Annotated in this window: 6 protein-coding genes and 1 pseudogene; 6 read left to right on the top strand and 1 reads right to left on the bottom strand. The window is 58.9% G+C overall.

Translation table 11 applies throughout. The features are described from left to right. The first annotated feature begins 61 nt into the window (after positions 1-61). Genes B3446_RS10300 through B3446_RS10320 form a run of 5 tightly spaced genes read left to right on the top strand, consistent with a single transcriptional unit; the run spans position 62 to position 10,910 of the window. Entirely contained in the window at positions 62-3,295 is a 3,234-nt protein-coding gene (locus B3446_RS10300; protein WP_291380654.1) for a helicase-related protein, read from the top strand. A 14-nt stretch (positions 3,296-3,309) separates the two neighbouring features. Beyond that, positions 3,310-5,094 (top strand): DUF262 domain-containing protein, encoded by a 1,785-nt coding sequence (locus B3446_RS10305; RefSeq protein ID WP_291380656.1) that lies wholly within the window; start codon positions 3,310-3,312, stop codon positions 5,092-5,094. Beyond that, a complete protein-coding gene (locus tag B3446_RS10310) occupies positions 5,094-5,903 on the top strand; it encodes a DUF4391 domain-containing protein (protein WP_291380796.1) in 810 nt (269 codons plus the stop codon). Before B3446_RS10305 ends, B3446_RS10310 begins: the two co-directional genes overlap by 1 nt. 26 nt (positions 5,904-5,929) lie before the next feature. Continuing rightward, positions 5,930-7,894, top strand: coding sequence for a site-specific DNA-methyltransferase (locus B3446_RS10315; RefSeq protein WP_291380658.1), 1,965 nt, complete (start codon positions 5,930-5,932; stop codon positions 7,892-7,894). A gap of 10 nt (positions 7,895-7,904) precedes the next feature. Then, positions 7,905-10,910, top strand: coding sequence for a type III restriction-modification system endonuclease (locus tag B3446_RS10320; RefSeq protein ID WP_291380660.1), 3,006 nt, complete (start codon positions 7,905-7,907; stop codon positions 10,908-10,910). A 3-nt stretch (positions 10,911-10,913) separates the two neighbouring features. On the opposite strand, the pseudogene B3446_RS10325 reads toward B3446_RS10320, so the two are convergent. Next, positions 10,914-11,560: pseudogene (locus B3446_RS10325) on the bottom strand (TraI domain-containing protein); the annotation flags it as partial. Positions 11,561-15,961: 4,401 nt separating this feature from the next. On the opposite strand from B3446_RS10325, the gene B3446_RS10330 reads away from it, so the two are divergent. After that, positions 15,962-18,124, top strand: a complete 2,163-nt coding sequence (locus B3446_RS10330) for a LamG-like jellyroll fold domain-containing protein (protein WP_291380662.1) — start codon at positions 15,962-15,964, stop codon at positions 18,122-18,124. The last annotated feature ends 310 nt before the right edge of the window (positions 18,125-18,434 follow it).

Consider the following 18,434-nt stretch of genomic DNA (forward strand, 5'->3'; position numbering starts at 1 on the left):
ACGAGTATGCAGAGGTGTTTAAGCCTCGCGCAAAAATAGTCAGAAGTGAGCGAAGGCGTTCATGAAGCTAATCAAAAACACCGGAACACAGCGCGTCATCGACTTGATAAGGCCCCACCTCAAGCACGGCAACCGACTCGACTGTGTAACGCCTTCTGTTTCTCTCTACGCCTTTGCAGAAGTCCGGGAGGCGTTGTCCGCTCTGGATCGAATCCAATTGATCGTGCCTCCTGATAACGAGGCGCTTGAACTCTTGGGTACGGAGGGTGACCGCGCTGCGCGCAATCGTCTGCAGGCACGTTGGTTAGCCAATCAATGCGCGAAATGGATCAATGACAAAGTGGAGCTTCGGCGGGCATCGAAATCGGTGCCGCAAGGGGCTGCCGTTATGCGCGGACCGGACGGCGCGCCTGCGCAAGTGATTCTGGGTTCTTTTGCCTTCAACACGTCTGGCCTTGGCCTGACGCCGGGCAACCCGCTGAACCTGATCCAGGCATCAGAAACGGCCGACGAAGCCGCGCAGCTCGCCCAATGGTTTGATCATCAGTGGTCGGGCTTGCAAAGTGCTGCTGCCACCGACTCCAAAGGCCAGCGCAACGAGAGCGCGTCCGTTCTTCAAGCACTGCAGGCCCTGGGTGAGCATCGCGATCCCTTCACCATCTACACCTTGATGTTGCACCACCTGTTTCAGGGCAGCGGTGACGAGATGGACGAAGAGCGCATCGTCAAGTCCGCCACCGGCATTCGCAATACCGTAGTGTGGAAGAAGCTCTTCAAGTTTCAGCGCGATGGTGTGGTGGGTGCCATCGACAAGCTGAGTCGCTTCGGTGGTTGCATCATCGCCGACAGCGTGGGGCTGGGCAAAACCTTCGAAGCCCTGGCCATCATCAAATATCACGAGCTGCGCAACGACCGCGTGCTGGTGCTGGCGCCCAAACGCCTGCGCGACAACTGGACGCTCTACAAGGCCAACGACAAACGCAACATCCTTGCGGCTGATCGGTTCAACTACGACGTGCTCAACCACACCGATCTGTCTCGTGATGGTGGCCTGTCGGGTGACATCGACCTGTCTCATGTGAACTGGGGCAACTACGACCTGGTAGTGATCGACGAGTCGCACAACTTCCGCAACAAGGCTACGCACAAGGGTAAGGAATCACGCTACGACCGCTTGATGCGACGCATCATCCGTGAAGGCGTCAAGACCCGCGTGCTAATGCTCTCCGCCACACCGGTGAACAACCGCCTGGCCGACCTGCGCAATCAGATTTCCTTTGCCACCGAAGGCGACGACGCCGCCCTGATGGAACATGGCATCCCCAGCATCGAAGCCACGACCCGCAAGGCACAGGCGCAATTCAATCGCTGGCTGGCGCTGGACGAAGCTGATAAGACCCCCAGTCAGTTGGTAGAAATGCTGGGGTTCGACTACTTCACCCTATTGGACCATCTCACCATTGCCCGCTCCAGGCGGCATGTGGAGAAGTATTACGGCACCAGCGAGACCGGCCGCTTCCCCGACCGACTGCCGCCCATCAACATCAAGGCTGACGTGGACCTTGCGGGCGAGTTCCGTGCTATCCGCGACATCAACCAGGAAATCCGTCGGCTCACCCTCGCCAGCTACGCGCCGCTGCGCTATGTGGTGCCCCACAAGCAGGCCGCCTACGACGCCAAGTACAGCACTCAGGTGCGTGGCGGCGAAAGTTTCTTCCGCCAGGCGGATCGTGAAGAAAGCCTGATCCACCTTCTGCGCGTGAACGTGCTCAAACGCATGGAAAGTTGTGTGTCGGCCTTCACCCTCACCGTGCAGCGCCAACTCAAGGATGTAGAGAACACACTGGCACGCATCGAATCCCATGCCGAAGCGCTGGAGGAAATCGACATTGCCGACGTCGATATCGACGACCCGGCGTTCGAGGCCTTGCTGGTCGGGCGCAAGGTCAAAGTGCTGCTGGGGGATGTAGATCTGATTCGCTGGAAGCAGGATCTACTGGAAGACCGTAACCGCCTGGCGACCCTGCTGGCAGCAGCGCGCCAAGTGGATGCCGGGCGTGATGCCAAGCTGGCAGCGCTGCGCGACATGATTGCCCGCAAATGCGCCCAACCCATCAACACACACGATGGCAAAGCAAACCGCAAGATCATCGTGTTCACCGCCTTCTCGGACACGGCGCACTATCTCTACGCCCAACTTGCCCCCTGGGCCAGGGACACGCTGGGTGTGCATTCGGCGGTCGTCACAGGCAGCGCCGGCATTCAAACCACCATGCCGGGCTTAAGTAAGCGCATGGGCGACGTGCTGTCGGCCTTCGCGCCGCGCTCCAAGGAGCGCCCGCAAGACCTGGCGGATGAAGGCGAAATCGACCTGCTGATCGCCACCGACTGCATCTCCGAGGGGCAGAACCTCCAAGATTGCGACTGGCTGATCAACTACGACATCCATTGGAACCCGGTGCGCATCATCCAGCGCTTTGGGCGTATCGACCGCATCGGCTCGCCCAACCAGCGCATCCAGCTCGTGAACTTCTGGCCCAACATGGAGCTGGAGGAATACATCAACCTGGAGCAGCGCGTCAGCGGCCGCATGGTGCTGCTCGATGTCTCGGCCACAGGCGAAGAAAACCTGATCGTGCAGCAGTCCGGCAACGCCATGAACGACCTGGAGTACCGGCGCAAGCAACTGCTCAAGCTGCAGGACACGGTGATCGACATGGAAGACCTGTCGACTGGCGTGGCTATCACCGACCTTACCCTGACTGACTTCCGCATCGACCTGGCGCAGTACCTGAAAGCGCACCCCGGCAAGCTGGACACCCAGCCGTTGGGTGCTTATGCGGTCACCACCACGCTGGATGCCGACATTCCGCCCGGCGTGATCTTCTGCCTGCAAGCCTGCGGCCCGGCAGCAAAGCCCGCCACGACGTCCGACTACCCGCTCGCACCGCACTACCTGGTGCATGTCAGCGATGACGGCACCGTGTTGCTGCCGTACCCGCAGGCCAAGCGCATCCTGGATCGCCTCAAGCGCTTGGCACTGGGGCGCGAACGGCCAGATGACAGTGCCTGCGCACGTTTCGACAAAGCAACCAAAGGCGGCGAGGACATGCGCCACGCCCAGAAGCTGCTCGCGGCGGCGGTGGCCTCCGTCGCCGGGAAGCAAGAGGAACGGGCCGTGGCCAGCCTGTTCACGCCCGGTAGCACCCACGCCATGAAAGGCGAGTTCGCCGGCAGCGGCGATTTTGAGGTGGTCGCATTCCTCGTTGTGCTGCCCGATCAGCAAAGTATTTGATTACGAGGACCAGCATGAGCTTTCGCACCGCCGAACCTGCATTGAAAGATGTCCTCGATGGAATTGCATCGGGGCAAATCCAGCTTCCTGACTTCCAACGCGGCTGGGTGTGGGACGACAACCATATTCGGTCGTTGATCGCGAGCCTCTCGCTCTCCTACCCGATTGGCGCGGTCATGTTTCTGGAAGCAGGCGGCGTGCCATTCAAGCCCCGCTTGTTTGCCGGTGTAAACCTGCAGCCTGCGCCTGCTCCAAAGACCCTCGTGCTTGATGGTCAGCAACGCCTGACCTCCATGTACCTGGCGCTGCGCAGCGGCCAGCCGGTGCCGACACGCACGGAGAAAGGCGCGGATATTCGTCGCCTTTATTTCCTCGACATGAGCAAATGCCTGGATGAATCGGCGGACCGTGAAGATGCCGTACTCTCGGTGCCAGAGACGCTGCAAGTCACGTCGGATTTCGGCCGAAAGGTCGATCTGGACGTCAGTACGCCAGACCAGCAGTACAGCCAGCGGCTCTTTCCCGTGGCATTGTTATTCGACATCCAAGGGTTCATGGCCTGGGAAAGCGGCTTCAGCGCGCACCATCAGTTCGCAGCGGAAGCCATGCAGTTCATGCAGAGGTTTCGCAACGAAATCTGGCTGCGCTTCCAACAGTTCAAGGTGCCCGCCATCGAACTGACCCAGGACACGCCACGTGAAGCCGTGTGCCAAGTCTTCGAGAAGGTCAATACCGGTGGTGTCACGCTGACGGTGTTTGAGTTGATGACCGCCACCTTCGCAGCGGATGAATTCAACCTGCGCGATGACTGGGATGCGCGGCAGGAGCGACTGACCGCCAAGCACGATGTGCTCACGGCGGTGGATGGCACCAGCTTTCTCACCGCAGTCACGCTGCTGGCCAGCTATCGGCGGCACAAAGCGCTTGGCACATCCGTCAGTTGCAAGCGTGCCGACGTGCTGAAGTTGCCGCTGGCGGACTTCAAGGCGCTGGAATCCGATTTGGAGAAAGGCTTCAAGCGGGCTGCCGAGTTGCTGGCAGAGGAAAAAATCTTCGACGACCGAAGCCTGCCTTATGCCACGCAGCTTGTCCCGTTGTCGGCCATCTGCGCGCACCTGGCAGACCGCACGACGCAACATGGCGTCAAGCAAAAGCTGCTGCGCTGGTACTGGAGCGGTGTTCTGGGCGAGCTGTACGGCGGCGCCAACGAAACCCGTTTTGGCATGGACATCCAGGATGTGATTGCCTGGGTCGAAGGCGGCAGCGAACCGCGCACGGTGCGCGACGCCAACTTTGCGCCGACGCGCCTGCTGTCCCTGCAAAGCCGCCTCGCAGCCGCCTACAAGGGGCTGGCCGCCTTGCTCATGAAACACGGTGGTCGGGATTTCGTCAGCGGTACGCCGATAGACCTCAACAGCTACTTCAACAACGCCATCGACATTCACCATGTGTTCCCCCGTGCCTGGTGCGAAAAGCAGAAATTGCCCAAGGAGAAATGGAACAACGTGGTCAACAAGGCCCCTCTGGCCGCTGGCACCAATCGTTTCATCAGCGGGGATGCGCCCAGCGTGTACCTCGCCCGCATCCAGAAAGCCAAGCAGGTGGCCCCCGATAGCCTGGACGAGTTTCTACTCTCCCACGTGATTCCGGTGCCTGCGCTGCGCTCGGACGACTTCGATGCGTTTGTCCGCCAACGCGCCACCGCACTGTTGAAGCTGATCGAGCAGGCCATGGGCAAAGCCATTGCCGGGCGCGACAGCGAGGAAACGGTCAAGGCATTTGGAGCGGCACTCTCGTGATGAACGGGTCGGATGTCGTCAGCGCCCTGAGTCTCCCGGATAGCGCGCGGGTGGATCAGCGCGTGCCCAAGAAACTGTTGCTGGAGAACGGTGCGCCCACGGCGTCTGACAAGCGCTTGATCTCCGATGCGATTGAAGACATCCAGTGGCTGGCCGCCCTCAAGCCCAACACCATCGGCGTGCCCGAGTACCGCGATACGCAGCGCGAATATCTAGAGGTCGCGGTTCTGGCTGTCAACTTGCGCGGAGCCAACAAGCCAGCCCGCCTTTCACGCCTTGCAGAACTGGTGCACCGGGCCGTGCCTTATCCGGTGCTGTTGCTGCTGGAAGAAAAACGGGCTGAAGGGCCAACAATGACCCTCTCGCTGGCGCATAAGCGCTGGGCGCAGAACGAAGCGGGCAAGATCGTGCTCGATGGCGATCTGGTGTCGGCCTCGCTGTTTCAAGCAGCCGATGGCACACCTGGATTTGATGCGAAGGTGGCTTCCCACATCGAGCGGGATTTCATGCAGTCGCTTGCAGTTTCGCGTCAGCCCCAAGCATCGCTACATGCCCTCTATGAGGGCTGGATCGTATGCGTGCAGGCCCTGCACGCCGCGCGGCGGACACGGATTTATCGAGCCGCAGCAACCCCGGAACAGGCCGCCGCGCGGCGGCAAGCATTGGCTTATTGCCAGCGGCTGGCAGGCGAAATCAGTCGCCTGCGGGCCGAGGCGGCCAAAGAAAAACAACTGGCGCGTCAGGTGGAACTGAACCTGACGCTCAAGCGCATCCAGGCCGAACTGGCCGCTGCACAACAACAGCTTTGAAGATTGAACGAGTGATGGAGAAGACCATGGAGAAAATCACGGCCGCCAGCCCAGAAGCCCAATCCGCCGACCTGGTGGCGGGCAATATCGAACAGCTCAAGGCGCTGTTCCCGGAATTGATTACCGAAGGCGCGAACGGCGTGGCCGTGAATGTGGACGTGCTCAAGGCGCTGGTGGGTGATGCCAGCGTCACCGATGCTGATGAGAAGTACGGCCTCAACTGGCATGGCAAGCGCCGCGCGCGGCAACTGGCGCTCACGCCCAGCACCGGCACCCTGCGCCCCTGCCCGGAAGACAGTGTGGACTGGGAGTCCACCCGGAACCTGATGATTGAGGGCGACAACCTCGAAGTGCTCAAGCTCCTGCAAAAAAGCTATGCCGGCAAGGTCAAGCTGATCTATATCGACCCACCGTACAACACTGGCAAGGACTTTGTGTATCCGGATAATTTTCAGGACAACATCAAAAACTATCTGGAATTGACCGGCCAAGTCGAGGGCGGGCAGAAGATCAGCAGCAATACCGAAGCCAGTGGGCGGTTTCATACGGACTGGCTGAATATGATCTATCCAAGACTAATTTTGGCGAGAGACTTACTTAAGAAAGATGGGATTGTATTTATTAGTATTGATGACTCTGAGGTGCAGGCATTGAAAATTATCTGCAATGATATTTTCGGTGAGGAGAATTTCTTCGCTCAGATTCCATGGCAATCCCGGACATCAGTTCAAAATGATACTGATCTTAGTGTTCAGCATGAGTATTTAGTAGCTTATGCACGTAATCGGCGGCATACAGAGCGGCGATTGAAGGAAAGCAATGCCGATAGGTGGTTTGACATGGATAGTTTTGCCGCCTATCCGCTGCCACTGGATGTATCGAGATATGATAATCCGGATAATGATTCGCGAGGTAAGTGGAAGGCTGACCCATTTGATGCTCCGAATATTAGGGAAAATCTTACCTACGCGATCAAAAATCCGGTGACGGGTGAGGAATTTTGGCCGCCCCGTGGGCGCTGTTGGCGGATGGAAGAAAGAAGGTTTCTAGAACTTTTGGCAGATAACCGGATCGTTTTTGGACGGACAGGAGAGTCCAGGCCACAGCTGAAGGTTTTTTATGAAGAAAAAAAGGATTTAGGAGAAGTATCGACGTCTTGGTTTGACGGTCCGACGTACGGTACAGCAACTCTCGGAACTCAAGAGTTGCAACGTCTTTTTGAAGGTGAGTCACCATTTTCGTTTCCTAAGCCCACTAAGCTGTTAGCAGCGATCACTCGTTTGGCATCGCGGGGAAGTGATATTGTTTGCGATTTCTTTTCTGGTTCTGGTTCGACTGGTCATGCTGTTATGGCACAAAACGCTGCTGATGGTGGCAATCGTCGTTGTGTGCTGGTGCAACTACCAGAGCCACTTGATCGGGGGAACAAAGATCAAAAAGTGGCTGCTGAGCTTTGCGACCAACTCGGAAAACCTCGCAACATTGCCGAATTGACTAAGGAACGGTTGCGTCGTGCCGGAGCCAAAGTCAAAGCTGACAACCCCGACTGGCAAGGCGACACCGGCTTCCGCGTCTTCAAACTAGGTACTTCCAACATCCGCGCTTGGAATCCGAAGCCTGATGATCTGGAAGCCACGCTGTTCGATCATCAGGATCACCTACTTGAAGGCCGCAGCGAGGCTGATGTGCTTTATGAATTGCTGCTCAAACTTGGCCTCGACCTGTGCGTGCCCATCGAAAGGCGCAGTATCGAAGGGCTTGACGTGCATGCCGTGGGCGGCGGCGTGCTGCTGGCTTGTTTGGCTGAAAAAATCACCCGTGAGCAGGTGGAGTCACTCGCCCAAGGCATCATCGCCTGGCACAAGGAGCTTGCCCCCGCCGGTGACACCACATGCGTGTTCCGCGACAGCGCCTTTGCCGATGACGTGGCCAAAACCAACCTCGCCGCCATTCTGGAGCAGCACGGCATCCAGAACGTGCGCAGTTTGTAAGGGGCTTGCCATGAAACTGCACTTCGAGCCCAACCTCGACTACCAGATGCAGGCCATTGACGCCGTATGCGATCTTTTCCGTGGTCAGGAGGTCTGCCGCACCGAATTCACGGTGACCATGAAGCTGCCCGATGAAGCTCAGATGTCACTGGGCGTGGCGCAGTCCGACCTTGGCATCGGCAACCGATTGACCCTGCTCGACGACGAGCTGCTCAAGAATCTGGCTGACATTCAGTTGCGTGGTGGCCTGCCGCCTTCTGGCTCTCTGACGTCCGGCGACTTCACGGTGGAAATGGAGACCGGCACCGGCAAGACCTATGTGTACCTGCGCTCGATTTTCGAGCTGAACAAGCGTTACGGCTTCACCAAGTTCGTAATCGTGGTCCCTTCAGTGGCGATCAAGGAAGGCGTTTACAAAACCCTGCAAATCACCGAGGATCACTTCAAGGGGTTGTATGCGGGCGTGCCTTTCGATTACTTCCTGTACGACTCGGCCAAGCCCGGGCCGGCGCGCAACTTCGCCACTAGCGCCAACATCCAGATCATGGTGGTGACGGTGGGCGCCATCAACAAGAAGGATGTGAACAACCTCTACAAAGAGAGCGAGAAAACCGGCGGCGAGAAGCCCATCGACCTGATCAAGGCAACCCGGCCGATCATCATCGTGGATGAACCGCAAAGCGTGGACGGCGGCCTGGAAGGCCGTGGCAAGGAAGCACTGGACGCCATGAACCCGCTCTGCACGCTGCGCTATTCCGCCACCCATGTGGACAAGCACCACATGGTGTTCCGCCTGGATGCCGTGGATGCCTATGAGCGCAAGCTGGTCAAGCAGATCGAGGTGGCATCGGCCACGGTTGAGGATGCGCACAACACGCCTTTCGTGCGCCTGGTGAAGGTGGAAAACAAGCGTGGCCGCATCAGCGCCAAGGTCGAGCTGGATAAACGGGCCGCCACTTGCGTGCAGCGGGTTGAGGTGACGGTCAGCGATGGCGACGACCTCCAGCAGAGCGCCGATGGCCGCGCGATCTACGCCGATTTTCGGGTGGGCGAGATCAATACGGCGAAGGGCGAAGAGTTCATGGAGCTGCGCTACCCCGGTGGCGAAGTGTTCTTGCAGCCTGGCCAGGCCCACGGTGATGTGGATGCGCTGGCCGTGCAACGCGAGATGATTCGCCGCACGATCAAGGAACACCTGGACAAGGAAAAGCACCTGCGCCCATTGGGGATCAAGGTGTTGAGCCTGTTCTTCATCGACGCGGTGGACAAGTACCGTCAATACGATGCGGACGGCCAGCCGGTCAAGGGCGTGTATGCACAGATGTTCGAGGAGGAATATCGCCGTGCCGCCAAGTTGCCGGCCTACCAGAGCCTGTTTGCCGAGATCGACCTGGCGTCCGCCGCCGAGGAGGTGCACAACGGCTATTTCTCCATCGACAAGAAGGGTGGCTGGACCGACACCGCCGAGAACAATGCGGGCAACCGGGAGAACGCCGAGCGGGCCTTCAACCTGATCATGAAGGAGAAGGAGAAGCTGCTGTCCTTCCGCACGCCGCTGAAGTTCATCTTCTCCCACTCCGCGCTCAAGGAAGGCTGGGACAACCCCAACGTGTTCCAGATTTGCACCTTGCGCGACATTCAGACCGAGCGCGAGCGCCGCCAGACCATTGGCCGCGGCCTGCGCTTGTGCGTCAACCAGGATGGCGAGCGGGTACGCGGCTTCGAGGTCAACACCCTGACTGTGGTGGCCACGGAAAACTATGAACAGTTTGCCGAGAACCTGCAGAAGGAAATCGAGAAAGACACGGGCATCCGCTTTGGCATCGTGGAGCAGCACCAATTTGCCGCCATTGCCGTGACCGGCGCTGATGGGCATGCCGCACCGCTGGGCATGGAGCAATCGAAGGCACTGTGGGAGCACCTGAAAGCCGCCGGCCATATCGATGCCAAGGGCAAGGTACAGGATTCACTGAAAACGGCGCTGAAGAACGGCACCTTGGAACTGCCAGCTGAGTTCGATGCGCAAAAGAGCCAGATTGCCGAAGTGCTGCGCAAGGTGTCGGGCCGGCTCGACATCAAGAATGCCGATGAGCGCAGGCAAGTGCCGCTGCGCAAGGGCAAAGATGGCAAGGCCGTTTATCTGAGCGACGAGTTCAAGGCACTGTGGGACCGCATCAAGCACCAGACAACGTACCGCGTGCAGTTCGATAACGCCAAGCTGGTGATGGATTGCATCGCAGCCTTGCAGAAGGCCCCGGTGATCGCCAAGGCACGGCTGCAATGGCGCAAGGCCGACATCTCTATCGGCAAGGCGGGTGTCGCCGCGACGGAGAAAGTGGGCGCGGCGACTGTGGTGCTGGACGAGGCTGATATCGAGCTGCCGGATTTGCTGACCGACCTGCAAAATCGCACCCAACTCACCAGGCGCACCATCGTCAGCATCCTGACGAGAAGCGGACGCTTGGACGACTTCAAGCGCAATCCGCAGCAGTTCATCGAATTGACCGCCGAAATCATCAACCGCTGCAAGCGTTTGGCCCTGGTCGATGGCATCAAGTACCAAAAGCTCGGCGACCAACACGTCTATGCGCAAGAGCTGTTCGAGAAGGAAGAGCTCACCGGCTATCTCAAAAACATGCTGCTGGATACGCAGAAGTCGATCTACGAGCACGTGGTGTACGACTCGACCACCGAGCGGGACTTCGCCGATGGGCTGGAGAAGAACGACGCCATCAAGCTCTACGCCAAGCTGCCAGGCTGGTTCAAAGTGCCTACGCCGCTGGGCACCTACAACCCCGACTGGGCCGTATTGGTGGAAGAAGACGGCACTCAGCACCTGTACTTTTTGGTGGAAACCAAGAGCAGCCTGTTCACCGATGACCTGCGCGACAAGGAAAGCGCCAAGATCGAATGCGGCAAGGCGCATTTCACTGCACTGGGGGTCGGTGAGAACCCTGCCCGGTATGTGGTTGCGCGCTCGGTTGACGATCTTTTGACCGAGGCGGCAAAGGGGTAGGTCCCGACCCGGCGAACGACGCTGGCCGCTCTCCAGGCTCCCAAATCAGCGCAGGTGCAAGCCGCAACAGGGTGAGCGAGTGGGGCCAGCCGGTCAAACTGGTCACGGTCGCGCGCCAGATCGCTTTCCCATCGGGCGTCGGTTACAACATGCCGTGGCCCTGGAGCACGTTGCACGACGATGTTGTTCGCTGGGATGCCATCGACGCCTTGGGACACCTGGTGCGCTCGCAGCTTGCCCGAGATTGTCTTGCCCACCAGCCATATTGCATCCTCGGTGAGCCAGCCGTCGGAGGCTTCGGGCTGGTTCAGTTTCAGCTCGTCTTTGAGCAGGTAGCGCAGCCCCTTGACCAGCTTGTGTTGGAGCGAGTGCTTGGGCGCGGCCATCGCGCGCGCGGAATCGCCGCCCAGCTCCTGGGCGACAGAGGCGCGGTCTGCCCGTACGACCAGCTCGCCCAGCGCCCCGGCGTACTCGCACTGCCCGGCCAGTAGGTAGAGCAGCGGTGGCCACAGGGACGGATAGCCACTGAGCCAGTCCAGCAGATCGCGGTCGAGCAGTTACCGATACAGCAGTCCTGTCGCGGCGCTGTGGAGCTGATATTCGCGATCTTCGCGGTAGCGGAAGCGGTAAGGCTGGTGCACCTGGCCGTTGCAGCGATCAGCACCCCGTGCGCTACGCCTATTGAGAGTAGCCAACGAGATCAATGGGCTGCACATCCATCAAATGAGCATAGGGCAACACCGGGAGGAATTTCTTGCGCAGAGTTTTAACGTAAGAGCGGTACAAATCTCGCGTCTTGTTCTTGATCTGGCGGGGTGCTGGGACGGCGTTGCAAGGGTCAGCGACGTGGTATAGCTTTCATCCTCATCCCCTTCCGAATCGCGTTCGATAGCGTCTGAATTTTCAGGTTGGTTGTGCGTTTGATTCAGCTGATTTACTACGTTTACGGTTCGCCTCTCTGCTTGGGACCGCAACTCCACTTGTGGTACCACCAGTGTAATGTAGCCATAATTAATCTAGACAACAAATGTAAACCAACCGCCTCTGCTGAATTTTGAACCGACAGCGAAATTAATTTTCGGATTTATTATGTTCTGACGTCTCTCACAGCTGTGAGGCTAGTGCGCCGATTCCAGACAATTTGACGGGCTGGCACTTCGTCTTAATCGGACGGATCGACTTCGTAGTCCACATGGCTCCGGTCGGGCGACCCAACAGGGGTCGAGCTCGCGCTCGTCAGAACCAGTGCACCCCGAGGAGCAAAGCTGGCAACCCCAACGGCCTGAACACACAAGCGAGATTGCCGATGGATCAACTATATTCAATGTGAGAGCGCGATTACAGCTGTTTCCTTACCGCTCCCCAGAGATTCCCTTGAATGTCCATCAAATTCCGCCGGAGCCTTGTGTTCGTCCTCGCTAGCGGTTGCGTGTTTAATTCTGGAAGAAAACGTAATGTCGCGGGTGAAAACTGGATTACAGCTCCCGAATGAAAGTAGTCAATTTTCCAAGTTTGCCCTGTTAATTACATTGTTCAAACTAGCCGAATTGGCTTTTATCAGTTTGCCAATGGGATCGCAGGCCGCACGCAAAAGCAAGGGAAAGCAACAGTAGGCACTTTTAATGTTTTCTCACCCGTGGGCTCGGTGCCACCGCAGATTGCTCGCGATGCAATTTGCCGCACTATTCTTCAAGCAGGTGACCATGCCGAGGGTCAAGGGCACGCTGCACCCGATTGAGGCCATATTGATTGGCCTTGTATCTATCGCTTGGAATGCAACATCATTTAAAGCATGCCATGAGCACTGCCTTCTCCCCGATCATCTCTGAATTCGAGAGTGAAGAGTCGGCGCGCCGCTACGGCCGCTGGTTCCGCGCCAAGTTCTAAGCGATTGTTGATGACCCTTGGCCTTCCATTCCACACGATCAAGCGATGGCTGAAGTGTCCCGGAAGGAGGAAGAGGCGAGGCCAAGCCCCACCGCACAGCCGCTGCACCGCCCTCCCGTCCGTCTAGGGGAAACTAAACAGGTCTTCCGTTCTGCAATGAAGATGCGCTCGATGACTCGCATCGCACCGTCCACTAGATTGCCCGGATCGTCGTCATGCCGCCGTCACCCTACCTGAGCAAATTGGCGCCGATGCTCGGGCCATCTCAGATCACCCGTACATTTCCCGCACGGCCGACTGCTCGATACTCAGAGTCGACCTTGCCATACTGCGTTTGCTCGCCAATCACTCTGCCCCCCGGAACAACTCCGCGGACTCCGGATAAAAGGATTTGGCGGCGCAATCCACTTAGACCAGTCGCGTGTTGAGACAGCATTACGGTAGCCGCAGCCCGGAAGGAATGCACCCAGCGAGGCTTGCTTTACCTAGACAGCCTGACGCCCCGTGCAGCCTTAGAGGACATTTGCGCACATTCCGCCATTCGGCCGCCGGACGACGATGATTTGTTCATTCCGGACAGCGAAGGATAGGGTATCGAGCGCATCTACGTGCCGTGACCACAGGCCAATTTCACGCGTGAAACCAGGTAAGTTGATCGGACTTCCTTGGTGCTCTGAAGTTTCACGCGTGAAACTCATCCGCTACAGCAAAGAGCAAACTACCGGTCGAATCGATATGGCCTGTCGGGCGGTTTGATGCGTGAAACCCATCGCCCCCAGGTAGAACCTAACTACTGGCCGGTTCGATATGGCGTTATCGCGCGACTCCGCGAAAACACCGACTCTTGTGACTGAGGTCGGAGTTTCACGCGTGAAACCGCTCCGAGCGGATCGGATGCGAGGGCCTCCTGGGGCGATTCAGGTGGCACGTAAGCAGGCCCAGCCTGTCGAAATACTTCACCCAGAGAATTCAGATTGACGCGAAATCAATTCGGAGCAACTCTTTTCCGCCTTAAGTGGCGGTATCGGAGCAAATACCCACCGCCGCAACCGTGGACGGTTGTTTGCGTCCCCTTGGTTGGTTTTCAACGCAACGTGCGCGCGAAAAGCGGGCCCGTTGCGTTCTGCAGCGGCAGGCCAACCGACAGAGAAACTCACCGATCTGCTTCTGGCTTCACGGCAAACCGTACGAGTCACGGATCCATCTAGATCCTGCAACTCGTGGCAGATAGCTCGCGGCCCCAGCAGCGTCGTAAACCTGCCTCATATGGACGCCGCGGAGTCCTGGAAAGCACTCCCGCACATGCCGACGAAACGTTCTGTATGTGCCTGGCCGCAAGGAGACAATCAAGTGCAAGTGCGGGCAAAGAGTGGCCCTATGGGTGCCGACAGCCTTCACATACTCCCAATGGATACCTGCACGGCGCAGCCGATCGGCCAGCGCCTTGCAGGCCCGCTTCAGTTCTTTGAACTGGTCCGCTAGCGGTCGACCGTGCCACTTCCGATCAAGCGTCAGCGTCATTGTGTAGACCTTCAGCCCGGCACATTGGCCCGCAACGATCCCGGCTAGAGCTCGGGAGTAGTAGGCTGCCACTCTGCTTTGTAGCTGCCGGCGAAAGGCGGCGTTGAGGTCTACTTTGATGCCGCGACTTTTGGCAAAGGCATCGCGCGCCAGGGCGTCGTTCCGTTGAACCGCTCTCACGCAACGTAGGCGATGGTGCGTGTTGCAGTAGCGACGGGTACGGCCGAACATAGGATTGCCCTCGGTATCGAAGGACTTAAGCACTGCTGTCCTGAATCCGCTCGCGCGAATGCTGTCGTGAAAGGCCATAACGGCTCGCGCCGTGTCGACCATCTTCCTACTGCGTCCGAGCGCCGTCAGACACCGATGCAGCGCGAAGACCGAATCTGACCGCTCGGATTTCTCTCTGCGTCCTGTTTGCTTGCTAGTACGTTGAGCATGGACTACTGCCTGGCTTTCGGTGGCCGCCCTCCTCTCTGCTGCAGCTTGCACATGATCGGCGTGGGCCTTGCGCGAGATTTCGGCAACCATCTCGATGGCGGCTGCCCCCCAGGATTTAGCCCATGCTGGCGCCGAGTTGGCAGCCAACCTCTTGGCTGCGATAGGTCGCAAGCTTCGACCAGAACTGCTTGCGAGCGGCCAATCGCCATCGGTAGAATTGCCATACGACATAAAAGCTCCCGTCTTCTGAGTCCGCACCAGCATGACTTAGCTGCCATGCGAAGAAAGGCCCACTCCTGCCAGAGCGGGCCTTTCGTTTTAGGGTGACTGTTACTCGACGGTGAATGTCATTGCAGGGCACTTGGCGTCGATCCAAGACATGATTGTTTCCCTGCGCCAGTACGGCGTAGTGCCGAGCTTGTGCGGCGCGGGCAAGTATCCATCGTCCACCCAACGGTGCAGCGTAGACTTAGTGATATCCAAGCCGCACATCAAGTCGGCCCGGTTCAGTAGCTCGGCATCAGGGAACGTCCGGGGTTTGCGAGGGGCGGGGCGCTTGGTGGATGACATGGTCTGACTGGGTGAGTTGCGATGAGTCAATGAAACCATGCACCCCATGAGTGCTCAAGGCAAAACCGATCACATCTGGAAGAAACCTGCCTCGTCGAGATAGAGCGTCAGAAATTTGGAAGAAGGATGTCCCCAGCACGTTCCCTCAGACTGGCGCCTTCCCCGAGACCCGCTTAGAATAAGGCCCTGAGAGCATTTTGGTGTGCAGGCCCCGGGCACCACGAATTCCATGCGTGTGGCGCTGCAAAAGCGCTTATCTCTGCAAATTCCCCTTCAAAGCGTTGTTCTCCACGAAAGTAGCCCCCTAGCTGCCAGCTGAGTTTCGCTCGCCGTCTGGGTCAGAGCCACGGTCGCGTATATCGCTAAGCCGACGTGGCGCATGCGGGCACCGCGCCAAAGTCCACACTGAGCTTTAAAGAAGCCGCAGTGAGCTTGCCCTCCAGTTTCTCGTTGGACTTGGTCTTGGTGACCAGACAACCCTGATCGCTTTCAGTCGCGCGTCAGCCTCTAAACAGTGGTGTCGACAAGAGTCCGCACGCCCCCCAAACCATTCAAAAAAATCCCCCGCCAACATTCATCATCCCGTCATCCGCCCTACCTAAGCTTCCCGCTTTTTCTGAAGGGCAGCACAGATGGCGAACGACAAGCACGACGGCAAACTTGAGGTTGCCAATAAACTCGCGGCACTGCCGACCGACGCCGATCCGCGTCGTCGCAGTCTGCTCAAGGCCGGCTTTGGTGCCACGCTGCTGCCCGTAGGCGGATCGCTGCTGCTGTCTGCCTGCTCCAGCGACGACGATGAGGACGACATCACGTCGCCCGACACGCCTGGCACGCAACCGCAACCCCAACCGCAGCCCCAACCCGAACCGCAACCCCAACCCGTCAACATCTCCAGCTTCGCAGTAGCAGTGCTGCCGGACACCCAGTTCTACTCGCGCTACGCAACCGACGCCGAAAACCAGCAGTTCATGCGCAAATACGGCAGCGAGCCGTTCAAGGCGCAGACGCAGTGGGTGGCCGATCATTCGAAGTCGCTGGGCATTCCGTTCCTGATCCACTTGGGCGACGTCGTCGATCAACAGGGCAAACCGGATCAATGGAAAGTGGCCGATGCCGCCATGGCGATTTTGGAAGACGCCAAGGTCCCGTACTCGATTCTGGCCGGCAACCACGACGTGATCCTGGACCGCGACTACGTCGACGCCAGCAGCCAGGCCAGCGCCACGGACGCGCAGCGCAATCTGGCCAACGAGCCCTATTTGAAAACCTTCAGTGCCGATCGCGCCAAGAACCAGGCGACGTTTGGCGGCCGCGATCCTAGCGGCTTCCACGAGTATCACGTGTTCGAAGCCGAGGGCCAAAAGTTCATGGTGCTGTCGCTGTCGTGGCGCATCTCCGATGACGCATTGAACTGGGCCAACCAGGTCATTCGCACGAACCCGACGCTGCCGGTGATTCTGGTCAATCACCAGTTGCTGAACATCGACAAGGATGGCGTCACGCCCTTGGAAGTGCCCTACGGCCTGATGCTGTGGGACAAGCTGATCCGCGACAACGATCAGATCTTCATGACGCTGAACGGCCACTATCACGGCGCCGCGCATCTGACCAAGACCAATGCGTTTGGAAACGCGGTCGAGGAAATGGTGGTGGATTATCAGATGGCTTATCAGGGCGGCAATGGCCTGATGCGGCTGTACGAATTCGACCTCAGCAACAACGAGATCCGGGTGCTGTCGTTCTCGCCTTGGGTGCCGCAGAAGCCGAAGAACACGCTCAACACGTTTGACCAGGCCATTCTGACCGGCGCGAACGAGCAGTTCACCATCAAGATGGATTTTGCGAAGCGCTTTGGCGGCTTCAACAAGGAATTCAAGGCGGCTACGCCGTCGCACACCGCGCTGATCGACCAGGCGCGCGCATTGATTCTGGCGAACTACACGGATCCCATCGCCGCCGAGCAGAAGCCCGCCGCCGATCCGGATGATTATCCGCAGGTGCAAGGCACGCTGGCGCACTGGCGCTTCTTTGGCGGCACCAATGGGCAGCCGGTGCCGGTGGGCGAGGTGATCGCGGACCGCGCAGGTCTGAACCCGATGCGGCGCGCGCCGCTGAATATCGACGGGGTGGCCGGTGCGCAGGTGGGCGATGTGGTCTGGTCCGACGATCACCATTACCTGTCGGCCGCGCCCGGCTCGGTGCGCTTCCTGAACACCGACAAGAACACGGCTCGCATGAGCTACTTCACGACGGATGCCGCGGCCATCATCAACGGTGAAACCGCGACCGACGGCTACACGGTGGAAGCCTTCATCAAGATCGACCGCGACTGGGTCGCGTCCAAGCACGCGTGGATGAACATCATGACGCGTGACGGCAAGCGCGGCGATCTGGCGGGCTTTTCGGGCGGAGACCCCGAATCCCCGCCGCTGCTGTTTGCCGTGTCGAGCCTGCGCGAAATCCAGTGGGAAGTGGTGCCGGACGATACCGGAACGCGTAGTCCCAAGGCAAACTGGTCTGGCGAGATCATCCCCGACAAGTGGATGCACGTTGCCGTGGTGAACGATGACACCACGCACGAAACCATCCTGTACGTGGAAGGCGCGCCGGTTCTGCGCAACACCTCAGGCGCTCGCGGCCTGGCGACGTTGGCGGCCAATATGCCGTGGATCGTCGGCGCCGGTTCGTGGGACGGTGCGCGGGCTGATGGCTTCTTTGGCAGCGTCGGCGAGATCCGTATCGTCGGCCAGGCGCTACAGCCGATCGACTGGCTGACCGCGCGTCGGCGTTGATAGGCGCACGCGCCGCGGCCGGCCTTTGCCGCGGCGCGTGAGCGAGTGAGCGCGTTAGATATCGACGTCGGTTCGTTTATGCTCATCATCATTCTTGCCTTGATCATTTTGTTCGCGCAGAGAAAGGCGAGTAACCCAGGCGCAAGACAGGCGTGCCTAGTCGATTCCGGCCGCCGGGCACCAGACACCTGCCTGGACTGATATCAGGTAGTACCTCAAACCCGCACCAGCTCGCGCTCTGCGGGTTTTTGCCGTCTGGGATAATCCCGAACCTCAACCGTCAGATCCGTCAGGAGCGCGACATGGCGCT

Origin of the sequence: Achromobacter sp. UBA5777 (assembly GCF_002418565.1) — a bacterium.
GTDB lineage: Bacteria > Pseudomonadota > Gammaproteobacteria > Burkholderiales > Burkholderiaceae_B > Achromobacter > Achromobacter animicus.